A 15826-nucleotide genomic window follows, 5' to 3' on the forward strand; every position below is an offset into this window, starting at 1 on the left:
CGGGGTTAGCGTGGTTTCGTGATGGCCTTCCGCTATGGCGAGTACCACGACGGCCCCGATCCCCTGGCGCCTCCCTATGACGTACGCGCCGCGCTCGACGAGATGGGCGACGCCATCCTGTCGGGCTCGACCCCGGTCCACGCCCTGCGCGACCTGCTCAAGCGCGGCCTGCCGGGCACCCAGGAGCGACGCGGGCTCGACGACATGCTCAGGGAGGTCCGCAAGCGCCGCCGTGACCTGCGCGAGCGCGGGCGGCTCGACGGCACGCTGGAGCGGGCGAGGGCGCTGCTGGACAAGGCGATCGGGCAGGAGCGGGCCGAGCTGTTCCCCGACCCGTCCGACGACGCGCGGCTGCGGGAGGCGGGCCTTGACGCGCTGCCCGAGGACACCGCGAGCGCGATCCAGGAGCTGAGCTCTTACGACTGGCGCTCCCAGGCGGCCAGGCAGACCTTCGAGGAGCTGCGCGACCTGCTGCGCAGGGAGGTGCTCGACAGCCAGTTCAGGGGGCTGCGCGACGCGCTGACCAACCCCGATCCCGAGGCGATGCGGCGCGTCCGCGAGATGATGGCGGACCTCAACGGGATGCTCGACAAGGACGCCCGCGGCGAGCACACTCAAGCCGATTTCGAGCAATTTATGGCGAAATATGGCGACCTGTTCCCCGAGAAGCCCCGCAACCTCGACGAGCTGGTCGACATCCTCGCCCGCCGCGCCGCCGCCACCCAGCGCATGCTGGCCTCGATGACGCCGCGCCAGCGCGAAGAGCTGGGCAACCTGATGAACCAGACCCTTGAGCAGGCGGGCCTGGCCGACGAGATGCGCCGGCTCGGCGAGGCCCTCTACTCCCGCCGCCCCGACCTCGCCTGGAACGCCCCCGAGCGCCTCACCGGTGAAGAGCCGCTCGCCATGGGCGACGCCGTCACCGCGCTTGAGGAGCTGGCCGACCTCACCCAGCTCGAGACCGCCCTGCGCCAGGACTACCCGGGCGCGCGGCTCGACGACATCGACGAGGACGCCGTACGCCGTGCGCTCGGCCGCTCCGCCGTCGACGACCTCGAAGCGCTCAAGCGCATCGAACGCGAACTTGAGGAGCAGGGCTACCTCCTGCGCCGGCGCGGCAAGCTGGAGCTGACCCCCAAGGCGGTGCGCCGGCTCGGCGAGACCGCGCTGCGCCGGGTCTTCTCCTCGCTCGACGCGGGCCGCAGGGGCGACCACGACCAGCACGACGCCGGCTCGGCCGGAGAGCTGACCGGGTCGTCGCGGCCGTGGCGGTTCGGCGACGAGCAGCCCATCGACGTCGTACGCACGCTGGTCAACGGCGTGCGCAGCGGCGGCGTCACCCTCGGCGACCGGGTCGGGGTGCGGCTGTCGGTCGACGACTTCGAGGTGGCCGAGACCGAGCGGCGCAGCGCGGCGGCCGTCTGCCTGCTGGTCGACCTGTCCTACTCCATGGCGCTGCGCGGCACGTGGGCCGCCGCCAAGCAGACCGCGCTGGCCCTGCAGGCGCTGGTGGCCTCGAAGTTCCCGCAGGACGCCGTACAGATCATCGGCTTCTCGAACTACGCCAGGGTGCTGCAGCCCGACGAGCTGGCCGGGCTCGACTGGGACATGGTCCAGGGCACCAACCTGCACCACGCGCTGCTCATCGCCGGGCGCCACCTCGACCGCCACCCCGACTTCGAGCCGGTGGTGCTGGTCGTCACCGACGGCGAGCCGACCGCCCACCTCCTGCGCAACGGGCGCTCGGCGTTCGAGTGGCCGCCGTCGCACGAGACGCTGGAGCTCACGCTGTCCGAGGTGGACAAGATGACCCGGCGGCGGGCCACGATCAACGTCTTCATGCTGGCGGCCGACGACCGGCTGAAGGAGTTCGTGGACGAGGTGGCGCGGCGCAACGGCGGGCGGGTCTTCTCGCCGAGCGCCGACCGGCTGGGCGAATACGTGGTGAGCGACTTCCTGCGGTTGCGACGCACGCGCTGACGGCCGCGAAGTTGTCGGTGCCGCCTGCGAGACTGCCCGGCATGGACGTACGGCTGAGAGACGTGACGGAGGCCGATCTGGAGGTGTTCCTGGCGCAGGAGCACGATCCCGAGGCGGCGCGGCGGTCGAGGTTCGCGCCACGCGAGCGTGAGGCGTTCCTGCGCCACTGGAAGGCCAACATCCTCGGCGACCCCACCGTCTACGTGCGGGCCGTGCTGGCCGACGGCGAGCCGGCGGGCAACCTGGTGGCGTGGTGGGAGGAGGAGCGGCGCTTCATCGGCTACTGGTTGGGGCGCGCCTTCTGGGGGCGCGGCATCGGCAGCCGCGCGATGGCGCTCTTCCTCGCCGAGGAGCCCAACCGGCCGCTCTACGCCGACCCCCACGAGGGCAACACCGCCTCGGTCCGCCTGCTGGAGAAACACGGCTTCCAACGCGAGGGCATCGTCCACCACGGCGACGACCAGCACATCATGCTGGCCCTCCACGCCCCCGAGCCCTAGCCGCCGGCGAAGCGCCGGCCCCACGCGTGGCGGCGCCTCGCGTGACGGCGCCGCGCGTGGCGCGCCCGGCCTGTCGTGGTCGTGGCGCTGCCTCGCAAAGGCGACTCCCCTCGCGAAGGCGAGGCCCCGCACATGACGGCTCCCTCGCTGAGTCGCGCCCGGTTTGTCCTCGTCGGGTGCTGCTCAGTGCTGCACTTTCAGGACCAGTTTGCCGGTGGTGCCCCCGGACTCGATGCGGCGGTGGGCTTCTGCGGCCTGGGTCAGGGGGAGCCGGTCGATCTGGACGCGCAGGCCGCCGCCTGCGGCGGCGTTCACGGCTCGGCGGAGGGCCTGGCCTACGGCTTCCGGGTGGGTGGCGGCGAAGGCGGCCAGGTTGAAGCCGGAGACGGTCTTGTTGGTCAGCCACAGCTCGTTGGCCGGCATGCCGACGTCCTCGGCGCCGGAGGCGTTGCCCATGACGACCAGCCGGCCCATCGGGGCGAGCAGGTCCAGGCTGTCGCGGCGGGTCGCGCCGCCCACCATGTCCACGACCACGTCGAACCACCCTGAGGCCGCCGCACGCAGCACGACCTCGTCGTACCCGAACGCTCTGGCCGCCTCGACCTTGGCCGGGCCGCCCACGGTGCCCACCACGCGGCCCGCTCCCAGCAGCCGGGCGGCCTGCCCGAGCTGGCTGCCCACGCCGCCGGCCGCAGCGTGCACCAGCACGCTCTCCCCCGGCTCGATACGAGCCACCCGGTCGAGCACCAGGAACGCCGTCGTGCTGTTGGACGGCAGTGCCGCCGCCACGTCGAGCTCCAGCGCGAGCCCGTCCAGCGGAGCCACCAGGTCGGCGGCGGTGACCGCCACCTCGGCGTACCCGCCGCCGTCCACGATCGTGAGCGCGGCGACCGGCTGCCCCACCCGCAGCCCCTCGACACCGGGGCCCAGCGCCCTGACGTGACCGGACACCTCGATGCCCGGGACGAACGGCAGCGGCACGTCGGCCAGCCCCTGCCGGTAGAGGATCTCGGCGAAGTTCGCCCCCGCGTACGCCACGTCGATGGACACCTGGCCGGGCCCTGGCTCGGGCACCTTGACCTCGTCGAGCCGGAGAACGTCAGCGCCGCCGAATGCGGGAATCGTGATTGCCTTCATGCCGTCCATCGTCCGGGCTGAGCCGCAGGTGAGGCAGTGCCGGCTCATCCTGGGTGTACGAACACCAGGCTCTCCAGCTTCCGCTGCGTGTCGGTGTCGGGGTCGGGCGTGTGCAGCACCACGTTCAGGTCCGCGCGGTCCGGCAGCCGGAACAGCGAGTACGCGAACACCAGGTCACCGGCCTCGGGATGGGTGATCGCCTTGACCCCCTGCGAGCGGGACCGCACGTCGCTCCGCGCCCACAACGCCGCGAACTCCGGGCTGACCGCGCGCAACCCCCCGGCGATCTCCTCGAAGACCGGATCGTCCGGATATCGGGCCGCCGACGCCCGGAAATCGGCCACCATGTCGGGCGCGAACTCGTCCCACGCCGTGAACCTGCCCCGGTAGATGGGATGGGTGAAGAACGCGACCATGCAGTTGCTGACGTCCTCGTCGAAGCCGAACACGCGCCGGGAGGCGTCGTTCATCGCCACCAGGCCGTAGTGCCGGTCGAGGACGTGTGCCGGGTTGGGCATCCAGGCGTCCAGCACGGCCCTGAGCTGGTCGTTCACGGGGGCGCCCGGCTGCCCTGCGGGGTCCGGCGGGTTCAGGCCGGCGAGCACGTACAGGTGCGTACGCTCGGCCTCGTCCAGCAGCAGCGCGCGGGCGACCGCGTCGAGCACGGCACCGGAGACCTTGATGTCGCGCCCCTGCTCCAGCCACGTGTACCAGGACACCCCGACCCCGGCGAGCACCGCCACCTCCTCCCGCCGCAGCCCGGGAGTGCGGCGACGTCCGGCGGCGGGCAGCCCGACGTCAGTGGGCGCGAGCGCTTCGCGCCTGGCACGCAGGAACTCCTTGAGCTGCTCACGGCGATGCTGACTGGCACTCACGAAACACACCATAAGCGACAAACCCCGCTACGGACTGGCCTCCTGGGCGGCTGCGCGGAGGCGGGCGGACAGGGCCTGGCAGCGGGCGGCCAGTTCGGGTGGGTCGAGGACGTCGAAGTCGTGTCCGAGCAGCACCACGTGCATGATCACGAAGTCGAGGTTGTCGGCGCCGGTGACCACCTCGCAGCCGTCGCTCCCCCGGTCGTGCACGACGCCCGCCGCCGCCGGCACCTGCGCCCGCACCACCTCGACCGGCGCGTGCACGAGGAAGCGCGCCTGGTGCCGGTAGACCCGCGTGGTGACGCTCTCCTGCACGTACGCCGCCGCGTCCGGCGCCTCCCGTGGCCGGAACCGCCGGGTCCGCGCGGCGACCTCACTCATCCGATCGACCCGGAAGTTACGCCAGTCGTCGCGGTCGAGGTCGAAGGCGAGCAGGTACCAGCGCCGGGAGGAGGCGACCAGCCGGTACGGCTCCACCGTCCGCGTCCGCTGCCCCTCCCGCGACGGGTATTCGAAGGCGACCTCCACCTCGTCCCGGCACGCCCTGGCCAGCGTCATCAGCACCTTCGGGTCGATCGGCTCCCGGCCGCCACCGGCGAAGGACTCCACCGAGCCGGCCAGCGCCCGCACCTCGTGCCGCAGCCGCGTGGGCAGCACCCGGTCGAGCTTGGTGAGCGCCCGCAGCGCGGCGTCACCCGCGCTGGCCACCGCCCCACCGGCCCCGACCAGCAGGGAGACGGCGGTGGCGATCGCCTCCTCGTCGTCGAGGAGCAGCGGCGGCAGATCCTGCCCCGGGCCGAGCTGGTAGCCGCCGCCGACCCCCTGGCTGGCGTGCACCGGGTAGCCGAGCGTGCGCAGGCGTTCGACGTCGCGCCGCACGGTACGTGAGGTCACCCCGAGCCGGGCGGCCAGCTCTGGCCCGGTCCAGATCTGGCGCTGCTGGAGCAGCCCGAGCAGGGTGAGCACCCGCTCCGTCGTTCCGCGTTCGTCCTCGCTTGCCAGGGTCATTTTCTCAGCCTGCCAGAGATTGCGGACCGATCCTGTCCGCTAGGGGTGTCATCGTGGAGCCATGAGCACAACCGCGTTCGACTGGAACATGACGCTGCGCGAGCAGTTCACCTGGCACTGGACCCACCAGCTGCGGCCCCGCCTGGAGGGGCTCACCGACGACGAGTACTTCTGGTCACCGGTGCCCGGCCCCTGGAGCGTGTGGCCGCGCGGCCGGTCGACGGCGCCCATCCAGGGCGGGACGAGAGACTTCACCATCGACTTCGCCTACCCGACACCGGTCCCAGCGCCGTTCACCACCATCGCCTGGCGGCTCGGGCACGTCATCGTCGGCGTGCTCGCCACTCGCACCGCCTCCCACTTCGGGGGGCCGCCGGCGTCGTACGAGACCTGGGAGTACGCCGGCACCGCGGCGCAAGCGCTCGACCAGCTGGACAGGGAGGTCGAGGCGTGGCTGGCCGGCGTCCAGGGTCTGGGCGAGGACGGGCTGCGCGTCCCGGTCGGCGACAAGGAGCCGTACCCCGAATCCCCCATGGCGGATCTGGTGCTCCACATCCACCGCGAGCTGATCCACCACCTGTCCGAGGTCTGCCTGCTGCGCGACCTCTACCTGCACACCCACCTTGCGAACGACGCACGAACCACGGAAGGCGCGCAGCGATGAGCCGGCACGTTCAGATCACCTTCGACGCTCACGACCCGCGGGCGCTGTCCGTCTTCTGGCGCGACGTGCTCGGGTACGTCCACCCCGCGCCTCCCGGGGTCGAGCTGCCCGAGGGCGCCGACCCGCTGGCCGCGTGGGACGACTTTCTGGAGCGCATGGGCGTGCCGGAGGAGCGGCGCAACACCAGCTCGGCCATCGAGGACCCCGACGGCGCCGGGCCCCGGGTGTTCTTCCAGCAGGTGCCCGAGGACAAGGTCGCGAAGAACCGCGTGCACCTCGACGTGCGTGCCGCTCCCGGCCTGGCGGGCGACGAGCGCATGGCGGCGCTGGAGACGGAGTGCGAGCGGCTGCTCAAGCTGGGGGCCACCCGGGTCCAGAGGTACGAGCCGCAGCCGCCGATGAGCGGCGGCCACATCGTGATGCTCGACCCGGAAGGCAACGAGTTCTGCCTGGACTGACGGCGCCCCGGGCGCGAGGGTCAGGCGTCCACGAGGCGGGAGTAGAAGTCGAGGGCGACGTCGAAGCCGTCGCGGCAGTTGCGGTGGGAGCGGTAGCAGGGGCGCCAGGCCGAGCTGGCTCCCACCCCGGCGCGTGCGTCGCGCAGCGCCTCACGCACCCGCTCGGGCCGCGGCAGCAGCCCGTGACCGAGATAACGGACGCCCGAAAGCTCGGTGTGCTGCCCGCGCCCGCCGGCGACGAACCGGCCGAGCCGCCACCCGCTCTCTTCGTCCCACACGAGCGCGGTGCCGTCGGTGAGCTTGACCGTGGCGTCACGCGGATCGCAGGGGCCCTCCCACCAGTCCGAGACCTCTGACCCGAGCAGTTCGACAACGCGCTGCACGTAGCTGATCGGCTGCTGCAGCCACTCGTCGGAGTACGGCTCGACGTGCTTGATGGCCACGGACGGCACCTCCTTGTGCCCAAACGGTAAGGAAAAAACGGCGTTGCCCAACCATACCCGCGCCGAACTTATTCCGTTGCACAGCCGTCTAGTCATTACGGACGATATTTACGTCCCCGACGGGGAAGGAGGAGGACCCATGATTACCGCGGTGCTCCTCGTCGTGCTCATGGTCGTCACGGTGACGGCCATGGAGCTGTGCATGCATTGCCCTGCCAAGGGCAAAGAGAGTGTCGAATCCCCCAGCGAGATCATCGGGGACTAGTCTCTCCCGCATGGACCTGCTTCTCTGGCTGCACATCGGATTCGCGATCTTCACGCTCGGTCCGATCACCGCGGCGACGATGTCGGCGCCCCGGGTCATCCGCACCAAGAACGTGCCCGCGCTGCGCTTCATCCAGCGCACGACCAGGATCTACGCCATCGGCAGCATCGGCGTGTTCGTGTTCGGCCTGATCCTCGGCATCGTCATGGGCGACGGGCTGCTCGGCCGGTGGTACATGACGGCGTCGATGACGTTGTTCATCGTGGGCATCGTGCTGCTCGTCCTCATCGACCGCGACCTGCGCGCCGCCGTACAGGCGCTCTCCAACGAGAGCGCCGAGGACGACGCGAAGGTCGAGAACGGGCGGATCGCCGCGATCAGCAGCCTGCTGTCGGTGATCTGGCTGGTGATCCTCTTCCTGATGGTGGTGCCCGAGTAGGGGGCCACCGTCAGGAACGGCTCAGCCCAGCGCCTGGGTGAGGTCGGCGAGCAGGTCGTCGGCGGTCTCGATGCCGACCGACAGGCGCACCAGGTCGGCGGGCACCTCGAGCGGCGACCCCGCGGCCGAGGCGTGCGTCATGCGGCCGGGGTGCTCGATGAGCGACTCCACTCCCCCGAGCGACTCCCCCAGCGTGAAGAGCTTGGCGCGGTCGCACACCGCCACGGCCTCCGCCTCGCCCCCTGCGACGCGGAACGACACCATGCCGCCGAACCTGCGCATCTGCTTCGACGCCACCACGTGACCGGGGTGGTCGGGCAGCCCCGGATAGAGCACCTCGGTCACCTTCGGGTGCGACAGCAGCAGGTCGACGACGCGCTCGGCGTTGGCGCAGTGGCGGTCCATGCGCACACCGAGCGTCTTGAGCCCGCGCAGCGTCAGCCAGGCGTCGAACGGCCCGGCCACCCCGCCGATGGAGTTCTGATGGAAGGCCAGCTCCTCGCCGAGCCCCGCGTCGGCGGCCACCAGCGCGCCGCCCACCACGTCGGAGTGCCCGCCGACGTATTTGGTGGTCGAGTGCACGACCACGTCGGCGCCGAGCGCGAGCGGCTGCTGCAGGTAGGGCGAGGCGAAGGTGTTGTCGACGACCAGCAGCGCGCCGTTGTCGTGCGCGAGCTGCGCCAGAGCCGCGATGTCGGCGATGCCGAGCAGCGGGTTGGTGGGCGTCTCGACCCAGACGACCCTCGTCTTCTGCGTCATGGCGGTGGCCACGGCGTCGAGGTCGTGGAGCGGCACGGGGTCGTAGTGCAGGCCCCAGCGCTCGTGGACCTTGGAGAAGAGGCGGTAGGTGCCGCCGTAGGCGTCGCCGGGGATGATGACGTGGTCCTGCGGCTTGCAGACCGTACGCAGGAGGGTGTCCTCGGCGGCGAGACCCGACGCGAACGCGAGCCCGCGCGCCCCGCCCTCCACGGCGGCCAGCGCGGCTTCGAGCGCGGTCCTGGTCGGGTTGGCCGAGCGGCTGTACTCATATCCGGACCGCAGGCCGCCCACGCCGTCCTGCTTGTAGGTGGACGTGGCGTAGATCGGCGGCACGACCGCGCCGGTCAGCGGGTCGGGCTCCTGACCTGCGTGAATGGCCAGGGTCTCAAAACCGTTGCTCATACCAGCCACGTTAGTGGACGCGCGCCGCGCTCAAGCCGCCCCGCGTCAGCGCCCCGGCCGGGGCGCTGACGCCGTCGGCGAACACCAGCCCGACCAGGCCCGACGCCTCCGCGACGGCCCGCCCGTGACGGTGGGCGGCCCGAAGCCCGGTCCCCCGATGGTGGGCGGCCCGAAGCCCGGTCCCCGGATGGTGGGCGGCTCAGGCCGCCCTGGTCTCGTGCCGGTCCCCGCCGGACCGCGCGGGCAACCGAACGACGTCCGCGTCGATGAATCGGCCTCTGCCGCCCTCCGCGCGCTCCCCGTTGATGCGCGAGAGCAGTACCGGGTCGGCCAGCGCGAGCATCACCGCGACGACCAGCCCGGCCCCCAGGAGGGCGAACCCGATGGCAACCATGTCTGTCCCCTTTCCGACCTCTCCAGCATCGGCGAGGACCCCCGTCCGCCACCTCCCCTGAAGGGCTGGTCTCCGCAACGCCCGGTCGGCCGAACGGTCGATACGCCTTGTCCGACTTCAGGCTTAGGCTCGACGCCGTGGGGGACTCGAAACGCGTCGTGTACTGGATCCGCCGGCTCAGCGAGCTGGCCATGTACGGCTGGCTCGGCCTCCTCCTGCTGATCGATGTCGTGTTCGCCGCGGGTCTGGGGCCTCAGCAGTGGCTCGTCCCGATCTGCGGAGTGGCCGGCATCACGGCGCTGGTGCTGCGGCGCAGGTACCGTACACAGGGCTACCTCGCCCTGCTCGGCCTGTCGTTCGTGACGTCGATGGCGCTGGCCGCCATCGGCAACGGCGGCCTGCCCGGCATGACGGAGACCGGCTCCCTGCTCATCCTGACCCTCGGCGTGCTGCGGCACGCCGAGCCGGTACGCAACGCCGCCCTGCTGTCCTGCCTCGGCCTCGCCGTCCTGATGGCCGAGGCCGGCGGCCGCGAGTACCACAACGCGGGGCTGATGTTCTCGTTCCTGCTGTTCGCGAGCTGGACGCTGACCGCGGGCGTCGGCGGCTACCTGCGCTTCCAGCAGGAGCGGCGGATCGAGGCGGTCCACTCGGTACGCAGGGCGGAGCGCCTTGAGCTGGCCAGGGAGCTGCATGACCTGGTCGCCCACCACATCACCGGCATCGTGGTGCAGGCACAGGCCGCGCGTACGGTCGCCGAGAGCAGCCCGCAGGCCGTGCTGCCCGCGCTGGACGCGATCGCCTCGGCCGGCTCGGACGCGCTGACGTCGATGCGCCGCATGGTCACCGTGCTGCGCGCGGCGGACGAGGCAGGCAGGACGCCCGGCGTCACGCTGGCCGACCTGCGCATGATGACCGAGCGGTTCTCGGCCGAGGGGCCGAAGGTGGCCTTCGAGATCGGGCAGGGCATCGACGACCGTACGCTGCCGCCCGAGGTCATGACCACCCTGCACCGGGTGCTCCTGGAGGCGCTGACGAACGTGCGCAAGCACGCGGCGCGCACCGCCTGGGTGGAGGCGGAGCTGCGCCGCCTTGAGCAGCTGGTGACGCTGCGGGTACGGAACTTCGGCTCCGGCTCGGATTCGCGCGTGTCCCGGCTCGGCGGCGGGTTCGGGCTGGTGGGCATGGCCGAGCGGGTGGAGGCGCTGGGGGGACGGCTCTACGCGGGCCCGTCCCCCGAGGGCGCGTGGGAAGTGGTGGCCGAGTTCCCGCTCTCCTGACAGGGAGCGGGAGCCCGTCAGTGGTTGGCCAGGAAGGCGAGCAGGTCCTGGCGGGTGATCAGCCCGGCCGGCTTGCCGTCCTCCAGCACAACGGCCGCATCGGCCTTCTCCAGCGCTTCCACCGCAATGGCCACAGGTTCACCAGAGCCGATCGTGGGTAGCGGCGCGGACATGTGATCGGAGATCGGATCGTCGGAGGAGAGCCTGCCGTGATAGAGGGCCTCGAGGAGATCTCGCTCGACGATGGATCCGACCACCTCGGCCGCCATGACCGGCGGCTCCTCCTTCATGACCGGCAGCTGCGACACCGAGTATTCGCGCATGATCGAGATGGCCGTGCCGACCGTCTCGTGCGGGTGCACGTGCACGAACTCCGGCAGCCCCGCCCCCTTGCGGGCCAGCACGTCGCCGACCGTGCCCTCGTCGGAGGACGTGATCAGGAAGCCGTAGTCGGCCATCCAGTCGTCGTTGAAGATCTTCGACAGGTAGCCGCGGCCGCCGTCGGGCAGCAGCACCACCACCACGTCGTCGGGCGCCGCCGTGGCCGCCACCCGCAGCGCCGCCACCACGGCCATGCCGCACGACCCGCCGACCAGCAGCCCTTCCTCGCGGGCGAGCCTGCGGGTCATGTTGAAGGAGTCCTTGTCGGACACGGCGATGATCTCGTCGCAGATCTCCGTGTCGTACGTGGCCGGCCAGATGTCCTCGCCCACGCCCTCCACGAGGTAGGGCCGCCCGGACCCGCCGGAGTAGACCGAGCCCTCGGGGTCGGCCCCGATGATCTTCACCCGGCCGCCGGAGACCTCCTTGAGGTAGCGCCCGGTGCCGGAGATCGTGCCGCCCGTGCCGATGCCCGCCACGAAGTGCGTGACCCGGCCCTCGGTCTGCTCCCAGATCTCGGGCCCCGTCGAGTGGTAGTGGGAGTCGGGGTTGTTCGGGTTGGAGTATTGGTCGGGCTTCCAGGCGTTGGGGATCTCGCGGGCCAGCCGGTCGGAGACCGAGTAGTAGGACTCGGGGTGGTCGGGCGAGACGGCGGTCGGGCAGACCACCACCTCGGCGCCGTACGCCCGCAGCACCGAGATCTTGTCCTGGGCCACCTTGTCGGGCACCACGAACAGGCACCTGTAGCCCTTCTGCTGGGCCACGATGGCCAGGCCGACGCCGGTGTTGCCCGAGGTCGGCTCGACGATCACGCCGCCGGGACGCAGCGCGCCCGACTTCTCGGCGGCCTCGATCATGCGCACCGCGATGCGGTCCTTGACCGAGCCCCCGGGGTTGAAGTACTCGACCTTGGCGAGCACCTGCGCGGGCACGCCCGCGGTGACTTTGTGCAGCCTGACGAGGGGCGTGTTGCCCATCAGGTCGACCAGGGAATCGTAAACGCGCACCGAGGTGTTCACCTTCTTTGCCGAAGCTTGGTCAGCTTGTCGATGGCCGAGGTCCAGTGGGGGTGGCCGGCCCTCGGTTAGTTTCATGCAAACGCTACCGCCGAGTTCGACTGGGGAGGGCACGTACGTGGTGTGGCCGGCTGGCATGGCACGCGCGGCAAGGAAGATCGCTACCGCTGCGGCGTTCGGAGGTGGCGGGCTGACGGCTCTCGGAGCCACGGCGTACGGCCTGCTGATCGCCGAAGGGCTGCTGGCACGCAAGGCCATCGGCCGCCCGCACGGCCTGGACGGCCCGCACTCCGACGGCGTCTACGGCGCCCATTTTCCCGGCGAGCCGATCAGGATGGCCATGCTGGGCGACTCCACGTCCGTCGGCCTGGGCATGACCGACCCGGCGCGGACGCCCGCGGTGCTGCTGGCCAACGGCCTGGCCGCGGTGGCCGACCGGCCGGTCGAGCTGAAGGTGGTGGGCAAGTCGGGCGCGCCGTCGGCGGAGCTGGCCGAGCAGGTGGACGCCGCGCTGCCCATGAGCCCCGACCTGGCGGTGATCTTCGTGGGGGCCAACGACATCATCACGCAGACGTCGCCCGCCACAGCCGTACGCCATCTGGTCAAGGCCGTGCGGCGGCTGCGTGACGCGGGGGCGGAGGTGGTCGTGGGCACGTGTCCCGACCTCGGCACCGTGCGGCCCATCGCGCAGCCGCTGCGCTGGGTGACGCGGCGCTGGAGCCGGCAGCTCGCCGCGGCGCAGACGGTGGCGGTGGTGGACGCGGGCGGCCGTACGGTGGCGTTCGCCGACGTCCTGGGCCCGGAGTTCGCTACAAATCCGACAGAAATGTTCGGACCGGATCGTTTCCATCCATCTGACCGAGGTTACGCGCAGGCCGCTTACGCGGTGCTACCGTCGGTGTGCGCTGCGTTGGGGCTGTGGCCTGAGCCGCGGCCCGCGCGCGGCGAAGCACTGCAACCGATCTACCTCGCGGCGGCTACGGCCGCGGAGGAGCCCGGCACCGAGGTCTCCGCGACCCGGGTCGACGGGCGGGCGACGGGCCTGCACGGCAAGTGGGCGACGTTGTTCCGCCGGCGGCTCGGCGAGGCGGTCAACGACACCTGACACCTGCGCACCCTCGACCGGTCACCCTCCGCTCCCGAGTCGCCACTCCCCGTCCTCATTGGAGTGGATTGCCCGTGCGCCGGCCCTCGTGGAAACCGTCCCTCGCCCTCGCTGGCACCTTCACCGCCGGCCTCGCCGTCGCCGGCTGCTCCGGCAGCGACGCCGCCACCTCCGCCTACCCCTCCTGGCACAACACCAGGATCAACGTCGTCAGCAGGGTGGCGGTGGGCGCCGACGTGGTCGCCGTCACCTCGATGAGGCCGGAGGGCGCGCTGGAGACCGTCGCCATGAGCCTGCGCGACGGCCGGCAGTTGTGGGCCCATCCGGCCACCATGGCGGGCCGCCTGCCCGGCATGGGCGTCTCGGCCCCCGCGCTCGTGCGGCAGGCCGACGGTCACAGCGTGGTGGTGGCGCTCGATCCCGCCAAGCAGGGCCGCTGGAACGCCACGCTCATCGCCCGCGACGCGCGTACGGGGGCGAAGAAGTGGACCAGGCCCGTGCACTCGACGTTCGGCCCGCAGCGCTGCGGCCCCTACGTGTGCCTGTCCGAGCACACGGCGCTGGCCAAGGCCCGCATGGTGGTGCTCGACCCGGCGACGGGCAAGCAGTTGTGGAAGCTGCCCGGCATCTCCGAGGTCGAGTGGTCGGACAAGAGCCGGGTGCTGCTGCTCAGGCTGGCCGCCAACCCCATGGTGGAGTCGTACGAGCTGAAGACCGGCAAGCTGCAGTGGCAGCAGCCGATCGAGCAGGCGCTCGGCCCCGGCATCGACCTGTCGGGCGGCTGGGCGTTCGGGGCGGCGGGCGACGACCTGGTGGGCTACGTCGCCCCGTACACGAACCCGAAGACGAAGAAGGTCTCGGCGTTCGGGCTGTTCAGCGTCAAGATCGCCGACGGGACCATCAACTGGATGCGGCCCTCTGTCGTACGCGTCTATCCGAGCGGCAGCCCGGGGCTCGCCCCTGTCGTCCGTCCCGTCGACCCCAACGGCGCCTACGGCGGCTTCGCCCGGCTCGACCCGGCCAGCGGGCGGGTGGTCGGCCAGATCACCGCCTCCGAGGTGCCCGGCTCCGGCTGGTGGCTGGCCTTCCCCGATCGCATGGACAAGCTGGGCTTCCTGCAGCACCGCGCCAAGGGCACGGCCTTCGACCTGGCGGCCGGCCGTCCGGTGCCGGCGGAGGGCGAGCGCGGCTGGTCGTTCTGCGTCACCGACCCCAAGCCGCTGCCGCTGCGCGGCCAGCCGCCCGGCTTCTACTCCACGGCCGCGCTCTGCGAGTACGACCTCGGCACCGGCAAGCGCATCACTCCCCCTTCGACGCCGCCGCCCTGGTTCACCGGCAGCCAGGAGGGCTGGCGGCTGTGGCGGGACGAGCGGGGCGGCCTGCACGCGGTGAACGACCAGACGGCGAACTCGCCCGGAATGTACGGATAAGAACGGCCCCGTCGGCCCTTGCACAGAGAACTGGAATATAGTTCTACTATTAGCGCCGACAAAGGAGGGGCCATGCCCGAGGCAGTCATCGTCGCAACCGCGCGTTCCCCGATCGGACGAGCCTTCAAGGGGTCGCTCAAGGACATCAGGCCCGATGATCTGACCGTCCAGATGATCAAGGCGGCGCTGGCCAAGGTGCCCCAGCTCGACCCCGCCTCGATCGAGGACATCATGCTCGGTTGCGGCCTGCCCGGCGGCGAGCAGGGCTTCAACATGGCCAGGGTCGTGGCGGTGATGCTGGGCCTCGACGACGTGCCCGGCACCACCGTGACCCGCTACTGCTCCTCGTCGCTGCAGACCACCCGGATGGCCTTCCACGCCATCAAGGCGGGCGAGGGCGACGTGTTCGTCTCGGCGGGCGTCGAGACCGTCTCCCGCTTCACCAAGGGCAACTCCGACTCGCTGCCCGACACGCACAACCCGGCCTTCCTCGGCGCCCGCGAGCGCAGCAAGGGGCTCGCCGAGGGCGGCCACGTCTGGCACGACCCGCGCGAGGACGGCGAGCTGCCCGACGTCTACATCGCCATGGGCCAGACCGCCGAGAACCTCGCCCAGCTCAAGGGCGTCTCCCGCCAGGAGCAGGACGAGTTCGGCGTGCGCTCGCAGAACCTCGCCGAGAAGGCGCTGGCCGACGGGTTCTGGCAGAAGGACATCACGCCGGTGACGCTGCCCGACGGCACCGTGGTGGCCAAGGACGACGGGCCCAGGGCGGGCACCACGTACGAGAAGGTCTCCACCCTCGCGCCCGTCTTCCGCCCCGACGGCACGGTCACCGCCGGCAACTGCTGCCCGCTCAACGACGGCGCCGCGGCGGTCGTCATCATGAGCGACGTCAAGGCAGCCGAGCTGGGCATCACGCCGCTGGCCAGGATCGTCTCGACCGGCGTGACCGGCCTGTCGCCCGAGATCATGGGACTCGGCCCGGTCGAGGCGTCGAAGCAGGCGCTGGCCAGGGCCGGCATGTCGATCGACGACATCGACCTGGTGGAGATCAACGAGGCGTTCGCCGCGCAGGTCATCCCGTCGTACCGGGAGCTCGGCATCGACATCGACCGGCTCAACGTCAACGGCGGCGCCATCGCGGTGGGCCACCCGTTCGGCATGACCGGCGCGCGCATCACCTCGACGCTGATCAACGGCCTCCAGCACCACGACAAGAGCATCGGCCTGGAGACGATGTGCGTGGGCGGCGGCCAGGGCATGGCCATGGTCATCGAGCGCCTGAGCTGA

General features: G+C 71.3%; 17 protein-coding genes. 10 read left to right on the forward strand and 7 right to left on the reverse strand.

Annotated elements, in window-relative coordinates:
- Nucleotides 1-21: 21 nt before the first annotated feature.
- Nucleotides 22-1980: a vWA domain-containing protein gene (locus ACFFR3_RS17455; RefSeq protein WP_379483437.1), complete on the forward strand. Its 1959-nt coding sequence runs from the start codon at nucleotides 22-24 to the stop codon at nucleotides 1978-1980.
- Nucleotides 1981-2021: 41 nt separating this feature from the next.
- The gene (locus tag ACFFR3_RS17460) at nucleotides 2022-2480 is read left to right on the forward strand and encodes a GNAT family N-acetyltransferase (protein WP_379483438.1); all 459 of its coding nucleotides are present in this window, start codon (nucleotides 2022-2024) and stop codon (nucleotides 2478-2480) included.
- Between the two features lie 183 nt (nucleotides 2481-2663).
- Here the strand turns inward: ACFFR3_RS17460 and ACFFR3_RS17465 are convergent, their stop codons facing one another.
- From ACFFR3_RS17465 to ACFFR3_RS17475, 3 genes are read right to left on the reverse strand one after another with little or no spacing between them, the layout of a single operon-like run.
- The gene (locus ACFFR3_RS17465; RefSeq protein ID WP_379483439.1) at nucleotides 2664-3617 is read right to left on the reverse strand and encodes a quinone oxidoreductase family protein; all 954 of its coding nucleotides are present in this window, start codon (nucleotides 3615-3617) and stop codon (nucleotides 2664-2666) included.
- Nucleotides 3618-3661: 44 nt separating this feature from the next.
- Nucleotides 3662-4492, reverse strand: a complete 831-nt coding sequence (locus tag ACFFR3_RS17470; protein WP_379483440.1) for a helix-turn-helix transcriptional regulator — start codon at nucleotides 4490-4492, stop codon at nucleotides 3662-3664.
- Nucleotides 4493-4519: 27 nt separating this feature from the next.
- Nucleotides 4520-5500 (reverse strand): helix-turn-helix transcriptional regulator, encoded by a 981-nt coding sequence (locus tag ACFFR3_RS17475; protein WP_345390182.1) that lies wholly within the window; start codon nucleotides 5498-5500, stop codon nucleotides 4520-4522.
- A 61-nt stretch (nucleotides 5501-5561) separates the two neighbouring features.
- On the opposite strand from ACFFR3_RS17475, the gene ACFFR3_RS17480 reads away from it, so the two are divergent.
- Nucleotides 5562-6164, forward strand: coding sequence for a DinB family protein (locus ACFFR3_RS17480; protein ID WP_345390184.1), 603 nt, complete (start codon nucleotides 5562-5564; stop codon nucleotides 6162-6164).
- Nucleotides 6161-6622, forward strand: coding sequence for a VOC family protein (locus ACFFR3_RS17485; protein ID WP_364371623.1), 462 nt, complete (start codon nucleotides 6161-6163; stop codon nucleotides 6620-6622). The genes ACFFR3_RS17480 and ACFFR3_RS17485 overlap by 4 nt, the downstream gene beginning before the upstream one ends.
- A gap of 20 nt (nucleotides 6623-6642) precedes the next feature.
- Here the strand turns inward: ACFFR3_RS17485 and ACFFR3_RS17490 are convergent, their stop codons facing one another.
- Entirely contained in the window at nucleotides 6643-7065 is a 423-nt protein-coding gene (locus ACFFR3_RS17490) for a DUF6292 family protein (protein ID WP_345390187.1), read from the reverse strand.
- Nucleotides 7066-7204: 139 nt separating this feature from the next.
- Here ACFFR3_RS17490 and ACFFR3_RS17495 point away from each other — a divergent pair, with 139 nt between their 5' ends.
- Nucleotides 7205-7330: a hypothetical protein gene (locus tag ACFFR3_RS17495; RefSeq protein ID WP_364371627.1), complete on the forward strand. Its 126-nt coding sequence runs from the start codon at nucleotides 7205-7207 to the stop codon at nucleotides 7328-7330.
- A gap of 10 nt (nucleotides 7331-7340) precedes the next feature.
- Entirely contained in the window at nucleotides 7341-7769 is a 429-nt protein-coding gene (locus ACFFR3_RS17500; RefSeq protein WP_345390190.1) for a hypothetical protein, read from the forward strand.
- 21 nt (nucleotides 7770-7790) lie between these two features.
- Here the strand turns inward: ACFFR3_RS17500 and ACFFR3_RS17505 are convergent, their stop codons facing one another.
- Entirely contained in the window at nucleotides 7791-8930 is a 1140-nt protein-coding gene (locus tag ACFFR3_RS17505) for a cystathionine gamma-synthase (protein ID WP_345390193.1), read from the reverse strand.
- Between the two features lie 199 nt (nucleotides 8931-9129).
- A complete protein-coding gene (locus ACFFR3_RS17510; protein ID WP_364371631.1) occupies nucleotides 9130-9324 on the reverse strand; it encodes a hypothetical protein in 195 nt (64 codons plus the stop codon).
- Nucleotides 9325-9461: 137 nt separating this feature from the next.
- Here ACFFR3_RS17510 and ACFFR3_RS17515 point away from each other — a divergent pair, with 137 nt between their 5' ends.
- Nucleotides 9462-10604, forward strand: a complete 1143-nt coding sequence (locus ACFFR3_RS17515) for a sensor histidine kinase (protein ID WP_364371634.1) — start codon at nucleotides 9462-9464, stop codon at nucleotides 10602-10604.
- A gap of 17 nt (nucleotides 10605-10621) precedes the next feature.
- Here the strand turns inward: ACFFR3_RS17515 and ACFFR3_RS17520 are convergent, their stop codons facing one another.
- Entirely contained in the window at nucleotides 10622-11992 is a 1371-nt protein-coding gene (locus ACFFR3_RS17520) for a cystathionine beta-synthase (protein WP_345390202.1), read from the reverse strand.
- Between the two features lie 145 nt (nucleotides 11993-12137).
- Between ACFFR3_RS17520 and ACFFR3_RS17525 the strand changes: the two genes are divergently transcribed.
- The 3 genes from ACFFR3_RS17525 (at nucleotide 12138) to ACFFR3_RS17535 (ending at nucleotide 15826) form a co-directional block, all read left to right on the forward strand.
- Nucleotides 12138-13106, forward strand: coding sequence for an SGNH/GDSL hydrolase family protein (locus ACFFR3_RS17525; RefSeq protein ID WP_364371638.1), 969 nt, complete (start codon nucleotides 12138-12140; stop codon nucleotides 13104-13106).
- 74 nt (nucleotides 13107-13180) lie between these two features.
- The gene (locus ACFFR3_RS17530) at nucleotides 13181-14536 is read left to right on the forward strand and encodes an outer membrane protein assembly factor BamB family protein (protein WP_364371641.1); all 1356 of its coding nucleotides are present in this window, start codon (nucleotides 13181-13183) and stop codon (nucleotides 14534-14536) included.
- Nucleotides 14537-14608: 72 nt separating this feature from the next.
- Nucleotides 14609-15826 (forward strand): acetyl-CoA C-acetyltransferase, encoded by a 1218-nt coding sequence (locus ACFFR3_RS17535; RefSeq protein ID WP_345390211.1) that lies wholly within the window; start codon nucleotides 14609-14611, stop codon nucleotides 15824-15826.

It is taken from the genome of Nonomuraea salmonea (assembly GCF_042428605.1).
Taxonomy (GTDB): domain Bacteria; phylum Actinomycetota; class Actinomycetes; order Streptosporangiales; family Streptosporangiaceae; genus Nonomuraea; species Nonomuraea salmonea.

What these genes read in the sequence shown, in the direction of transcription:
- ACFFR3_RS17455 (WP_379483437.1), top strand. Translation starts at nt 22, where the DNA reads ATGGCCTTCCGCTATGGCGAGTACCACGACGGCCCCGATCCCCTGGCG.
- ACFFR3_RS17460 (WP_379483438.1), top strand. Translation starts at nt 2,022, where the DNA reads ATGGACGTACGGCTGAGAGACGTGACGGAGGCCGATCTGGAGGTGTTC.
- ACFFR3_RS17465 (WP_379483439.1), bottom strand. Translation starts at nt 3,617, where the DNA reads ATGAAGGCAATCACGATTCCCGCATTCGGCGGCGCTGACGTTCTCCGG.
- ACFFR3_RS17475 (WP_345390182.1), bottom strand. Translation starts at nt 5,500, where the DNA reads ATGACCCTGGCAAGCGAGGACGAACGCGGAACGACGGAGCGGGTGCTC.
- ACFFR3_RS17480 (WP_345390184.1), top strand. Translation starts at nt 5,562, where the DNA reads ATGAGCACAACCGCGTTCGACTGGAACATGACGCTGCGCGAGCAGTTC.
- ACFFR3_RS17485 (WP_364371623.1), top strand. Translation starts at nt 6,161, where the DNA reads ATGAGCCGGCACGTTCAGATCACCTTCGACGCTCACGACCCGCGGGCG.
- ACFFR3_RS17495 (WP_364371627.1), top strand. Translation starts at nt 7,205, where the DNA reads ATGATTACCGCGGTGCTCCTCGTCGTGCTCATGGTCGTCACGGTGACG.
- ACFFR3_RS17500 (WP_345390190.1), top strand. Translation starts at nt 7,341, where the DNA reads ATGGACCTGCTTCTCTGGCTGCACATCGGATTCGCGATCTTCACGCTC.
- ACFFR3_RS17505 (WP_345390193.1), bottom strand. Translation starts at nt 8,930, where the DNA reads ATGAGCAACGGTTTTGAGACCCTGGCCATTCACGCAGGTCAGGAGCCC.
- ACFFR3_RS17510 (WP_364371631.1), bottom strand. Translation starts at nt 9,324, where the DNA reads ATGGTTGCCATCGGGTTCGCCCTCCTGGGGGCCGGGCTGGTCGTCGCG.
- ACFFR3_RS17525 (WP_364371638.1), top strand. Translation starts at nt 12,138, where the DNA reads ATGGCACGCGCGGCAAGGAAGATCGCTACCGCTGCGGCGTTCGGAGGT.
- ACFFR3_RS17535 (WP_345390211.1), top strand. Translation starts at nt 14,609, where the DNA reads ATGCCCGAGGCAGTCATCGTCGCAACCGCGCGTTCCCCGATCGGACGA.